Here is a 13325-nt window from a genome sequence, read left to right on the forward strand (position 1 = left end):
CATTTATTTATAAAAAATATATAATACATTACTTTAATTGTAAGTTTTTCTCAAGATCAAATTAAATCTTACTCTTGCTTGATTTATCTAATCTTATTATTTGGCTTGTTTAGTAAGTGAGGTTTTTTTTTACAAAAAAAGCTTTATAATAAATAGTGTTTGCTGAAATTAGTATTGGAGAGGTTTAGCATGATTAATTTTATTAAAATAATTAACTTTTCAAGTTTGCAAAAAGTTTCTAAAGCACTACGAGTGCCTATTTCTATTTTACCAGTTGCATGTTTATTGATTGGCATTGGATCTGCATTTTCAAATTCTTCTAGTATTGTTTATGTTGATAAAATTTTTATTCAAAATGTTTTGGGTTTAATGAAAGCTATAGGCAATGCTATTCTTCTCAATATGCCCTTAATTTTTTCTATTGGAATTTCTATTGGAGTTGCAAGAATGGGGCAGGGAACAGCTGCTTTAGGGGGCCTTATTGGTTATTTAACATTTAATATTACTGGAAATTATTTTATTGAGACTTTCTCAGGGCTTGTTGAAGCAGAGTCAATGTCTTCTGTGGGGCGTATAAATTTTCTTGGCGTTCAAACTTTAAATACAGGAATTGCAGGTTCTTTAGCTGTAGGTCTTGTAGTTGGCTATTTGCATAACAAATTTTATAATATGAAGCTGCCTAAGCCTTTTATTTTTTTTTCAGAGTCCCATTTTGTGCCCATAGTAATAATTTTGCCTTTTTGCGTTGTTTTGGCGATATTTTTTTGTTTGATTTGGTCGAGTTTTGACAAATTAATTGCATCTTTAGGTGTGTTTGTTTTTAAGTTTGAATATTTTGGCAGTTTTCTTTATGGATTTTTAAATAGGCTTTTATTGCCTTTAGGATTGCATTCTATTTTATCTTTTCCTTTTGATTTTACTTCTTTGGGAGGAGTAGAGATAATTAATGGCAATGCTGTTAGAGGTCTTAAGAATATATTTTATGCTCAGTTATTAGATCCATCACTTGGTAAATTTTCATCAGGCTTTGCCAAGATTAGCAGTGGATTTTATCTCTCTATTATGTTTGGACTTCCCGGAGCAGCGTTGGGGGTTTACAAGGGTATTGTTCATGAAGATAAAAATAAGGTTGCAGCGCTTCTTTTATCTGGGGCCTTGACAGCTTTTTTAACAGGAATAACTGAACCTTTGGAATTTTTATTTATTTTTACAGCGCCCTTGCTTTATTTTGTTCATGCCACTTATTCGGGATTTGCATTGTTGCTTGCTAATTTTTTTGATGTTACGATTGGCAATACCTTTTCTAATGGATTTTTAGATTTTTTTATGTTTGGAATACTTCAAGGAAATTCTAAGACAAATTGGATTAGTGTAGTACCTTTGGGGGCAATATTTTTTGTTCTTTATTATTTTACTTTTAGTTGGCTTTATAGATATTTTGATTTTCAAATATTTGTTACAGACGATCCATTTTTTGAAGGCCAAGAAGGCAAGCTAGAGAGTCTCGGGATTGCTCATCTTTTAATTCAAGGTCTTGGTGGATTTGATAATATTACAAAGCTTGATGTTTGTTCTACAAGATTGCATGTAGATGTTGTTAATACTGAGCTTGTTGATAATGATTTGCTGAAAGAGGCTGGAGTTCTTAAAATAGGACTTGTTAATGGCAGGGTTCAACTTTTTTATGGATCTAATGTTTATTATATTAAAAAGGCTATTGATAACTATTCTCCAAAGAGTCTTTTTGAAGCTAGTGTTATGGTTGCAGTTGATAATGTAAAAAAAGGCTTTAAGACTTATATTGAAATGAAAGAAGACAAAAAACTTGAAAAGCAAGGCAAGTTAGGGAAAACCTATAAGCTTAGCGAATTAGAAGAAGATTAGGGTTTAACATTATAGCATTATTTTTTAGATACATTTTGTATGTTATAAAAAGTTTTTGTTGTTGAAAAAAATTAGTCTCTTTTATATACTAACTAAGTAGCCTTTATTGCATACTTTGCAATGCGATAGACCATAAGGAGTTTTAGTAATGATTAAAAGATATGAGGCATGTTTTTTGTTTAAAAGTGAAGAAATTGAATATAAAGGTTCTTTAGAAGAAGTTAAAAAATCTTTAGAATTTTTTGGTGCAACTGAAATTGTTAGCAATTTTATTGGGGAGAGAGCCTTGGAATATCCTATCAAAAAGCAGGCCAGGGGTCGTTATGAAATAATAGAGTTTAGTATGGAAGGTAATAATTTAAAAGAACTTGAATCAAGGCTTAAGTTAATTAAAAACTTGCTTAGGTATATGATTTTGGTTAAAGTAGTTAGAAAGATTAATACTAAAAAAATCAAAAGAAGAAATTTTAGAGAATTTAGAGACAATATTGACAAAGACAGTCTTAAAGGTGCCTCTAAAGTTGAAACACCAACAGGTTCTGAAAGCACAGATATTTAGGAAAAATAAGAGGATTTTGAATGGCTGATATTAATTCATTAGTATTGTCTGGTAGGCTTACAAGAGATTCTGAGCTTTCTTATGCAGAAAGTGGCATGGCTGTTCTTAGGTTTTCTATAGCTAATAATAGAAGAATGAAGAAAAACGATGAATGGATTGATTATCCACAATATTTTGATTGTGTTATTTTTTCAAAAAGAGCTGAAAGTCTCAGCGATTATTTGAAAAAGGGCAAACAAGTTGTGGTAAGTGGGTCTCTTAAATATGAAAGCTGGCAAGATAGGAATACGGGTGATAAGAGGAGTAAGGTCAATATATTTGTAGATAATTTGCAAATGTTTAGCTCAGGTTCTAATACCATTCAAATGCAAGATTCAGATATCAATAGTTTGACAAATCATAAAAAAGAAGATGTAGTTAAAGATATTGATATTATTGATGATAAGTTTAGTGAAGATATACCTTTTTAATGGAGTTTAAGTTATGTATAAAGATAGAGATGCAAATCAAAGGGATTCAAGATTTGAAAATCAGCAGGATGGCTTTAAGAAAAATTCAAATTTCAGATTTTTTAAGAGAAAGTCATGTAAATTTTGTGATTCTGGTAAACATCCTGATTATAAGGATTTTGATTTTCTTAAAAAGTTTATTACCGAGCAAGGTAAAATTTTACCCAAAAGAATTACTGGAACTTCTGCTAAGCACCAAAGACGCTTGGCATTAGAAATTAAACGGGCAAGATATATGGCTTTGTTGCCTTTTGTAAAAAAATAATTATTTGGGGGTAATTATGAGAGTGATTTTAAAGGAAGATTTTATTAATCTTGGAAAAGAAGGGGATACTGTAGAGGTAAGAGATGGATTTGCAAGAAACTATTTACTACCAAAAGGTTTTGCAGTTTTTTCAAATAAACATAATATTGAGATTTTTAATCAAAAAAGAAGATCAATATTAAAAAAGCAAGAAACAAAAAAGCAAATGGCTAACGATCTGAAATCTAAGCTTGATCTTGTTAAATTAGAATTTTTTATGAAATCTAATGATTCTGGCAAATTGTTTCATAGTATTAACAGTTTAAATATTGCTGATGAACTTTTAAAACTTGGTTTTAATATAGAGAGAAAAAAAATAGATATACATCATGGAACCTTAAAGACTTTTGGAACTTATGATGTGTCAATTAAGCTTTATGAAGGTATTAGCTCTATTATTAAAGTAGAGATAAAAAAAGAAAAAAAACAATAGGATAAAAAGTCTTTAAGTAAAAAGTTGAATAAAGAAGATGAGTAAGCTGAAAGGGTAGGGGTGTAGTTTGTGGCTTTAGCGGCTTTTTCAAATTCTGCACTTCTTTTTAATGATGGTGCGGAAAAAGCAGTAATTTCTAGTATATTTTATAATTCAGATAAGATAGAGCAAATTGCTTTTCATGTAAGAGCTGATGATTTTTACAATGAAACTCATAAGTTAATTTTTAAAGCAATGGTTTCGCTTTATGAAAAAAGAGAAAATATTGATCCTATTACCGTTTTTGAAGAAGTATCTAAGCATGTTTCAAAAACACAACTTTTGATTAAAAAAGATTTAATCAATTTGCCCGATTATTTGGATTCACTTTCAGTTTATTTGCCAACAGATAGAACTATAAATGTTTATGCAAAAATTGTAAAGGAACAGAGTGTTCGCAGAAGCATTTTAAATGTTTCTAAAGAACTTAATGACTATATAAATGATTCTACAAAATCTATTAATGAGATTGTTGAAGAATCTCAACAAAAGATTCTTTCAATTGAATTAGATTATTCTAGCAAAAACCTTTATCATGCTAAAGTTATTGCAGAACGTGTTCATAATGAGATATATGAGCGCAGTATGAAGAAAAAAGAAGCAAACTTTGGCATTCCAAGTGGCTTTAGAAATGTTGACTCTCTTATTGGGGGATTTAGAAACAGTGATTTTATTATAGTTGGTGCTCGTCCTAGCATTGGTAAAACGGCATTTGCTTTAAATATTGCTTCTTTTATAGCATTAAGAAAAGAAGAAAAGAAAAAAGTAGGATTTTTTTCTCTTGAAATGACAGCGGATGCTTTAATAAAAAGAATAATATCTTCTCAATCTTGTATTGATAGCTTTAAGGTTCAAAATAGCATTTTATCTGGACAAGAGATAAAGTCATTAAATGATATTGTAAATGAAATTAGTGATTCTGAGCTTTATATTGAAGATACTCCCAATATTAGTTTACTAACTTTAGCAACTCAAGCTAGAAAACTTAAGCGATTTTATGGTATAGATATAATATTTGTTGATTATATTAGTCTGATTTCTTTTGAAACAAAAAATCTTCCAAGGCATGAACAAGTTGCTTCGATTAGCAAATCTCTCAAAGAGCTTGCTAGAGAGCTTGAGATTCCTATTGTTGCATTGTCTCAGCTTACAAGAGATACGGAAGGGCGAGAGCCTAATCTTGCCAGTTTAAGGGAATCAGGAGCATTAGAGCAAGATGCTGATATTGTAATTTTGCTTCACAGGGATAAGGATTTTAAATTTGAGTCTTCTGCTGAAATAGAACCAATAGAAACTAAGGTTATTGTAGCAAAACACAGAAACGGTCCTACAGGTAGGGCAGATATATTATTTTTGCCACACATTACTAAATTTGTTAACAAAGATCATCAGTATTAGTTGTTATTTAACAATTAATCCAATTCCCAAATAATTAAAGTTAATAGAATGTTTTTCTAATTTTTTTTCATTTAAGTTATAAGCTAGAGGAATATAACTGACTTTTGAATATATTTTGAAAATATACTCGGTGTTGCGGTATTTTAGCATTGTGAACAAAAATCCTAATTCATTTTCAATTCCAACTTGAAAAATGTTTTTTATTCTTATTGGTCTGAAGATGCTTTTAATATCTTGGTTATTTTGATTATAGGCAAAAAATAATCCTGAAATTAGATAAGGATTGAATGTTTTTTGTGGTAAAAATTCATACATGATGCCTGATGAGAATTGATTTGTAAAGCTATTAGTTTCATTATGATTAGTGTAATAATTTGTTGATATTGAAAAGTAATGATTGATGTTTTTATTTATTTTATAAAATAATGAATTTCTTATTTTTAATGGGATCATAATATCAAACCCAAAGTAAAAATTATTACTTAAAACATTAAATTCATTATTTGATTCTGATATTTTTTTGTATTCTTCAGGTGTAATGATTATTCCAAATCCTCCAACGCTTAAAAAATTTTCCTTGGTTGAAAAATTTTTAATGTTTAAATTATTGGTTATGAAAAAATTTTTAGAGTAAAATTGATAATTTATTCCAATTCCTATTTCTGCTTCTTGTGTTTTTGAATATGTTTTAAAGCTTTTGATTTGATTTTGAATTTGGGAATAAAGTTTTATATCAAATCCAATATTTTCATTTTTTAAGGTAATTCCAATACTGTTTTTAATAAAATAATCTGCAAAATAAGATAAGTCCATATAATTTTCTAAATTTAAAAAATTCATGTAAGAGTAATTTAGAGCAAAACTTAAAAATCCTCTATAATTATAGCTGTCGTAGCTTTTTATACTTGGAATTGGGCGGTGTTGATTTAAAATGAGGTGAATTATGCTTTGCATTAAATGTCCTCCCCAGTCTCCAAATAATAAGTTTTTGACTCCAATTCCTAAGTCTATTTCTCCAAAATTTTTTCCATTAATTAGTAATAGGATTGGAAAATAATACATGAAACCTATTTCAATTAAGTCTGTTCTACTAATTAAAGATTTCGGTGAATCTTTATAACCTCTATAGGTTAGCATGTGTGCTTCTAAATTTATTATAAAATTGTATTTTGAAGCATAGGTAAAAATTAGAGAACCACTTCTTAAGTCATCAAAAAAATCGCTTAATGAAAATCCAAACCCATCATTTAGTATTTCAAAATAATATTTGTCAATACCTTCATTTTTGTATTGGATTGCATAATTATAAGAATAAGCTTTTAAAGTAGAAATTATAAATATTATTAAAAATATTTTTTTAAACTGCATTTTAAAATTATAACATTTTAGCTTGTTTATTAAATAATTCAGGCTAAATAGTTTATTTTATTAAATAAACTTAGTTTTTATATGATCTATTGTATTGTATAATTCAATAAGTTTATTAAGACTTTAGGAGTAATTGTGATAAAAAAGGTAGCTATTATTGATGGACTTAGAACACCCAATTTCAAGTTTGGAGGTTCTTTTAAGGGTTTAGATATTATTGACGAATCTTCAAAAGTTGTTAAAGCTTTGCTTGGAAGAAATAAGTTATGTAAAGTGGATGAGGTTATTATTGGCAATGTAATATCTGCGGGACTTGGTCAAAATATTGCAAGACAAATTGCTTTAAAGTCTGGTTTAGGCGATAATGTACCTGCATTTAGCGTTAATAAAGTTTGTGGTTCTGGTCTTAAGGCTTTGGAGCTTGCATTTAATTCTATTGCCCTTGGAGACAATGATATTGTATTAGCTGGAGGGGTGGAAGATTTAACCAATTCTCCTTATTTATTACCCAGAAAGATTAGATTTGACGGCCTTAAATTTGGTAATTTTGGAATTGAAGATTCAATCCAAAAAGACGTCTTAACAGATCCTCTAAATTTTATTTCTATGGGGCTTACAGCTGAAAATCTTTCAGAAAAATATAGTATAACAAGAGAAATGCAAGATGAATTTGCATATAATTCTCATGTAAAGGCATCAAAGGCAAGAGAACTTGGATATTTTGAGGATGAAATTTATCCTCTGACCGTTTTTGATAAGAAGACCAACTCTAAGAGGACTGTCTCAAGTGATGAGGAAATAAGAGATAATTTAACTTTAAATAAGCTAGCATCTCTTAATCCTGTTTTTAAAGAATCAGGCACAGTAACTGCCGGAAATTCTTCAAGTTTAAATGATGGTGCTTGTTTTTTAATTTTAGCAAGTGAGGAAAAATTAAAAAGCTTAGGGTTAAGTCCATTAGCTTATATTGGAGGATTTAAAAGTGTGGGGCTTGATCCACTTTATATGGGTTTTGGCGCTTATATGGCTATTGAAGGTATTATTAGTAAATTAAGTTTAAACCCTGGCGAAATAGATTTGATTGAGGTAAATGAGGCATTTGCTGCCCAAGCATTAAGTATTGAAAGGGCCTTGTTTAAAAAATACAATATAACTAGTGATATTATTAATGTAAATGGCGGTGCTATTGCTTTGGGGCATCCATTTGCAGTTAGCGGTTCAAGAATTTTATTAACACTTTCTCGTTCTATGAAAATGAATAATAAAACACAAGGAATAGTATCTATTTGTATTGGCGGTGGACAAGGAATTTCTAGTTTTTTATATAGATGAAAATGTTTTATTAACTAGATTTAAATGTAAAATTTTGTTAAATTAGTGGGTAAGTGATTCTTTAATAAGAGGTTATACTATGAAGAGTTTTTTATTTTGGGTAATATTGGGGACTGTAGGGATTGGCTCTTTTGCTCAAAATACTCCTGTTGCTATTATTAATTTACATAAGAATGAAATTATTACTAAAACCGGTTTTGATTCTAAGGTTGATATCTTTAAAAAGACCCAAGGTAGAGACCTGACTGCTGCTGAGAAAAAGCAAGTTTTGCAAGTTTTAATAGCAGATGTTCTTTTTAGCCAAGAGGCTTCAAAACAAGGAATTAAAATTTCAGATGATGAGGTTATGCAAACAATTAGAACTCAATTTGGACTTGTGAATTTTACTGATGAACAAATCAAGCAGATGATAGAAAAACAAGGTACAAATTGGGGCGAGCTTTTGTCTTCAATGAAAAGATCTCTATCTTCTCAAAAACTTGTTTTAAAGCAGGCTCAGCCCAAGTTTTCTGAAATTAAAACTCCTGGTGAGAAAGAAATTGTTGAGTATTATGAGGCTAATAAAACTAAATTTGTAAATCCTGATATTTCAAGAGTTAGTCATATATTTTTTTCTACTAAAGATAAAAAAAGATCAGATGTTTTAGATCAAGCAAAAAATATTTTAAGCCAAATAAGATCAAAAAAAATTACTTTTGAAGAAGCTGTAAGAAAATATTCAAATGACGAATCTTCTAAGGCTAAAAATGGTGATCTTGGATTTTTGTCAAGGGGCGATCAAAATGCTCAAAATCTTCTTGGAGCTGATTTTGTGAAAGAGGTTTTTAATTTTAATAAGGGTGATATATCTTCGCCTATTGCTTCAAAGGAAGGGTTTCATATTATTAAAGTTACAGAAAAATATGCTCAGAGATTTTTAGGTTTGAATGATAAAGTTTCTCCTACTGCAGATTTGATTGTCAAAGATGCAATAAGAAACAATATGATTAATGTTCAACAACAGCAAATTGTTGTTCAAGTGCAGCAAGATATGTATGGTAAGCTTAACAAGTCTGCAAATATACAAATTTTGGATTCTAGTCTAAAATAAAACATATTTTTATTTATATAATTTTATTATGGATTTAATGCATGAAGTTAGAGTCTTGGCTTTTCAAAAGATTTATAGCATTGATATTAATCAAAGCGCAATGGACGATATTTTTGATATTTTTAATATTGAAGATAAAGGATTAGACATAGAAAATGAATCTATCAAGTCGTTTTATTCTTCTTTAGTAAATGGTACTTTTAATAATTTAGAGCATATTGATAGCTTGATTAGGAATATTTCTTTGAATTGGTCTTTAGATCGCATGGATAAGGTTGATCTTGCAATACTTAGAATGGGCGTTTATTCTTTAAAGTTCCAAAATTTTGAAAATTCAAAACGTGCTGTAATTGATGAGGCAATTTTGATTGCCAAAAAGTATGGCAGTAAAAACTCTTACAAGTTTATAAATGGTATACTTGATGCTTTACTTAAAAATATGGAGAGTTGTATTGAAAAAAAATAAAACTTTAGTGTTCATTTCATTGTTCTTATTATTGGGTTTTTTAGGAGGTTTTTATTTCTATTTCAATTCCAATATTTTATATCTTTTAAAAGGTGAGAAAGATTTTAGCAAGCTTATTATGGGGATTGATTTTTATATTGATAAAAAAAAATTTTCAGATGCTAAAAAAGCAATGCTATTTTCATCATATTATGCTAATACTGAATTTAAATGGCTAGCTCTTGCTAAAAGAGCTAAAATTTGGGCTTTAAATACTGGTGATTATCATCTTATGGGGGAGATAGTAGATCTTGGTGTTAAAGTTTTGCCAGGAAATTTGAAATTAAGAGCTTTAGAAGTTTATTCTAAACTTAAAATTGGGCTTTTAAAAGACGCTTATAGAATTGCAAATCAATATCTTTTAAATAGCGAAGAGTATCAAAGCCTTTATGATGAAGTTTTTATTAAAAATTTAAGTTCAGATAATGGTATTATAGATTTTAACAAATTTATTGATAAAATCTATAAAGAAAAGGATGCTCGTATTTTTGAAGAGATAGGTTCAAATCTTAAAAACAATGCATTTTTAATAAATGCAATGCTTTTGTATATAGAGAAAAAAAACATAGATGCTGCTAAGCGCATACTTTTAAAAATCAAAGAAGACAAAAATTTTTTAAAAGAGCTTGCATATATTTCTTATAATCTTAATGATTTAGATTATACAATTTCCAATCTTAAGTCTATTAAAAATGAAGAAGATCCCACTTTACTTTTTTTACTTGCCGATGCTTATTTTAAAAAAGGAGATATTAAGAATGCCAAGAATGAATATTTAAAGCTTTATACAAGATTTCCCAATTACAATGTTCTTGTTTATTTGAATCTTGCACTCATAGCTAATAGTGAGAATGATCATAAAAGAGCAATTTCTTATTTAAATAAGGCTAATGAGATGTTTAAAGATAATAAGATAATAAGTTATTATTTAGCAAATATATATTTTAAAATTAAAAATTATTTTAAAGCTAATGAAATTATAACTAATTATAAGGAAGACCCGTTATTTTTTAAACTTTATTTTGCATTAAATTATGCAAATTCTAAGTATGAGGCAAAAAAATCTTATTTGTGGCGACTATTTTACAAGACTGAATACAATTCTAGTATTGCTCAATTTTTGGCTTGGAATTTGCTGCTTTATTCAGATTTAAAGGATCTCGATTTATTTTTTAGAATTTATAATTTTTCTGAAAGTAAACAAGATTGGTATAATTTTTATAAATTTTATTATTTTTTTCTTAAAAGAGATTTTATTAGTTCAAAAAAGATAATTTTTGACAATAAATCTCAAAAATATATGTTTGGAATTTATTATAATCTTGGAGTTTTGAGCTTTTCTGAAAAAGACTATAAAGAAGCGGAAAGATATTTTAATAAAGGAATATCTTTATTGCCTAGTAGTTTTTATGATAAAGATTCTAGTACTAACTATGAACGTGAACTTATATCAAAAATTTACTTAAAACAAGGAATTAATTATCTTTATTTGGGGAAAATGGAAAAAGGTAAAGAGTCTATTTTGACTTCTTATTCTTTTTACGAAACTGATGAAGGAAGACTTTATAAAAATATGATAGATACACTTAGAGAAAGGAAGTTGAATTTTGACTAAACTAAGATTGAAATCTAAAGATGAGATTAAAAAAATCAAAGCTTCAGCAAGTTTGTTAGCGCTTACTTTGTTAGAGGTCGAGAGAAATATTGTTCCTGGTATTAGTACCAAGGAACTTGATTTAATAGCCTATGATTTTATTATTAAAAATAGAGCTAAACCCGCTTTTAAGGGATATCGTGGGTTTGGGGGTACTATTTGCGCATCTGTTAATGAAGAGGTTATTCACGGCATTCCCGGAAAAAGGAAATTAGCGAATGGGGATATTGTTAGTATTGATTGTGGGGTTATTCTTGATGGGTTTTATAGCGATATGGCGAAAACTTTTAAAGTGGGAAATGTGGATTCTAGTATCGATAAACTTTTAGAAGTTACAAATGCTTCTCTTTACAAAGGTATTGCTGAGATGAAAGTTGGAAATAGAATTTTAAATATATCAGAGGCAATAGAAGATTATATAAAACCGTTTGGTTTTGGAATAGTTAGAGAATATACAGGACATGGTGTTGGATTTGAACTTCACGAAGAACCAAGTGTTCCAAATTATTATGCTCCTTTTTTTAAAAATATTAGAATTCAAGAGGGTATGGTTTTGGCTATTGAGCCTATGGTAAACTTAAAGGGGCACAAGGTTTCAATAAAAAGTGATGGTTGGACTGTTTTTGCATCTGATCTTAGTTATTCTGCACATTTTGAACATACTGTTGCTGTTTTTGATGGATTGCCTTTAATTTTAAGTGAAGTTTGAATTTTAAATTAATCAAATATTTAAATATTATTTGTAGAATTGAGTAATTATGTGGAGGTTATAAAAGTGGAAAAAAAGTTTTTTTCTGGATTTCTTCTTAGTTTTTTGGCTTTGGGTATTGGGTTTTTTATTGGAATGCATTATTTAGATTCTAATAGAAGCAACATTGTTTTTGCAGAAGAAAAGGACAATACTGTACGAGCCTTGCAAGATTCTTTTAGGGAAGTTTCCAAGAAAATTTTACCATCATCTGTGGAAGTTCATGCAACAGGGGTAATCAAGCAGAGCTTTCCTATTCCATTTTTCTTTTTTGATATGCCAGAATTTGATTCTGAGAGAAAAAGCAATTGGGCAGGGTCTGGAGTAATAATTGGGAGAGATTCTCAAAAAAAATCATTATTTTATGTGGTTACAAATAGTCATGTGGTAGATAAGGCAACTGAGCTTGAAGTTGTATCTTATGATAAAAAAAAGCACAAGGCTAAGTTAGTTGGCAAAGATGAAAAAAAAGATATTGCTCTTATTAGTTTTGAAAGTAATGATGCAACTATTAAAGTAGCTGATCTTGGAGATAGTGATAAGCTTGAAATAGGTGATTGGGTTATGGCAGTGGGCAGTCCTTTTCAATTTAGTTTTACAGTTACAGCAGGCATTGTGAGTGGATTGCAACGTTCTGCAAATCCTAATTTGCAATCAAGGAATTTGTTTATTCAAACTGATGCTGCAATCAACAGGGGTAATTCGGGTGGTCCTCTTGTAAATATAAAAGGTGAGGTTATTGGAATTAATGCCTGGATAGCTTCAAATTCTGGCGGAAATATTGGGCTAGGTTTTGCAATTCCTGTTAACAATATTAAAAGCACTGTAGATTTTTTCCTTAAAGGTAAAAAAATTGAATCAGCGTGGCTTGGAATTTCTTTTTATCCGTTAAAGACAAGAGATTCTGAGGTGCTAAAAAGCTTGGGGGTTGAAAGTAATGATGTTTCAGCTGCAATTATTGCTTCTCTTTATCCGGGTTCGCCTGCTGTTAAGTCGGGGCTTAGGGCAGGAGATATTATTATGAAGGTTAATGGGGTTTCCATGAGCATTTTTCAGGATGTTACATCATATATTAGTGATTTTTATGCTGGTGAAAAAGTAAATGTAGAAATCTTAAGAGGCAATGTCAAAAAAAATATTGAAATTGTTCTTGCTGTTAGACCTAAGGATAAAGAGCTTTCTTCTTCAAAGATGCTTCCAGGTTTTGTTGTGTATCCATTAGTTGAGGATATTAAAGCTCAGCTTAATTTAAGAAATTGGATTAAAGGCGTTGTTGTTGATTATATTGATAAAAATTTAGCATCAAATATTAAGATGAAATCAGGAGATGTAATTCTTTCTGTAAATTCAAAAAGTGTTTCTAATTTAAGAGAATTTTATGATGCTCTTGAGATTGGAAAAAATACTTATAAAATTTTAAGAGGAAACGATTCTTTTAAAATTTCATTTTAGTAAATTTTGGTTTTGGGTTAAGAGCTGATCTTAGCCCTTTTTTATTTTAT

General features: G+C 29.1%; 13 protein-coding genes. 12 read left to right on the top strand and 1 reads right to left on the bottom strand.

The features are described from left to right. Positions 1-189 precede the first annotated feature (189 nt). The 6 genes from LRB30_RS01135 (at position 190) to dnaB (ending at position 5126) form a co-directional block, all read left to right on the top strand. A complete protein-coding gene (locus LRB30_RS01135; RefSeq protein WP_231014282.1) occupies positions 190-1884 on the top strand; it encodes a PTS transporter subunit EIIC in 1695 nt (564 codons plus the stop codon). Positions 1885-2032: 148 nt separating this feature from the next. Then, a complete protein-coding gene (gene rpsF / locus LRB30_RS01140; protein ID WP_231014284.1) occupies positions 2033-2443 on the top strand; it encodes a 30S ribosomal protein S6 in 411 nt (136 codons plus the stop codon). Positions 2444-2463: 20 nt separating this feature from the next. Then, positions 2464-2913 carry a single-stranded DNA-binding protein gene (locus LRB30_RS01145; protein WP_231014285.1) on the top strand — a complete coding sequence of 150 codons (450 nt, stop codon included), beginning with the start codon at positions 2464-2466 and terminating at the stop codon, positions 2911-2913. Positions 2914-2926: 13 nt separating this feature from the next. After that, entirely contained in the window at positions 2927-3217 is a 291-nt protein-coding gene (gene rpsR / locus LRB30_RS01150) for a 30S ribosomal protein S18 (protein WP_014023370.1), read from the top strand. 16 nt (positions 3218-3233) lie between these two features. Then, positions 3234-3689, top strand: a complete 456-nt coding sequence (gene rplI / locus LRB30_RS01155; protein WP_407928727.1) for a 50S ribosomal protein L9 — start codon at positions 3234-3236, stop codon at positions 3687-3689. 69 nt (positions 3690-3758) lie between these two features. Further along, positions 3759-5126 (top strand): replicative DNA helicase, encoded by a 1368-nt coding sequence (gene dnaB / locus LRB30_RS01160; RefSeq protein WP_231018645.1) that lies wholly within the window; start codon positions 3759-3761, stop codon positions 5124-5126. A gap of 3 nt (positions 5127-5129) precedes the next feature. Here the strand turns inward: dnaB and LRB30_RS01165 are convergent, their stop codons facing one another. Further along, positions 5130-6494, bottom strand: coding sequence for a hypothetical protein (locus LRB30_RS01165; RefSeq protein WP_231018647.1), 1365 nt, complete (start codon positions 6492-6494; stop codon positions 5130-5132). A gap of 135 nt (positions 6495-6629) precedes the next feature. Between LRB30_RS01165 and LRB30_RS01170 the strand changes: the two genes are divergently transcribed. The 6 genes from LRB30_RS01170 (at position 6630) to htrA (ending at position 13275) form a co-directional block, all read left to right on the top strand. Continuing rightward, positions 6630-7826 carry an acetyl-CoA C-acyltransferase gene (locus LRB30_RS01170; protein WP_231014635.1) on the top strand — a complete coding sequence of 399 codons (1197 nt, stop codon included), beginning with the start codon at positions 6630-6632 and terminating at the stop codon, positions 7824-7826. A 79-nt stretch (positions 7827-7905) separates the two neighbouring features. Then, positions 7906-8916 carry a peptidylprolyl isomerase gene (locus LRB30_RS01175; RefSeq protein ID WP_231014636.1) on the top strand — a complete coding sequence of 337 codons (1011 nt, stop codon included), beginning with the start codon at positions 7906-7908 and terminating at the stop codon, positions 8914-8916. Positions 8917-8953: 37 nt separating this feature from the next. Continuing rightward, positions 8954-9382, top strand: a complete 429-nt coding sequence (nusB, locus tag LRB30_RS01180) for a transcription antitermination factor NusB (protein ID WP_231014638.1) — start codon at positions 8954-8956, stop codon at positions 9380-9382. Then, a complete protein-coding gene (locus LRB30_RS01185) occupies positions 9369-11036 on the top strand; it encodes a tetratricopeptide repeat protein (protein WP_231018649.1) in 1668 nt (555 codons plus the stop codon). Before nusB ends, LRB30_RS01185 begins: the two co-directional genes overlap by 14 nt. Then, positions 11029-11784: a type I methionyl aminopeptidase gene (gene map, locus LRB30_RS01190; RefSeq protein ID WP_231018651.1), complete on the top strand. Its 756-nt coding sequence runs from the start codon at positions 11029-11031 to the stop codon at positions 11782-11784. Before LRB30_RS01185 ends, map begins: the two co-directional genes overlap by 8 nt. A gap of 66 nt (positions 11785-11850) precedes the next feature. Next, positions 11851-13275, top strand: a complete 1425-nt coding sequence (gene htrA, locus LRB30_RS01195; RefSeq protein ID WP_231014666.1) for a DegQ family serine endoprotease HtrA — start codon at positions 11851-11853, stop codon at positions 13273-13275. Positions 13276-13325: the final 50 nt, after the last annotated feature.

It is taken from the genome of Borreliella americana, assembly GCF_021043605.1.
Classification (GTDB): domain Bacteria; phylum Spirochaetota; class Spirochaetia; order Borreliales; family Borreliaceae; genus Borreliella; species Borreliella americana.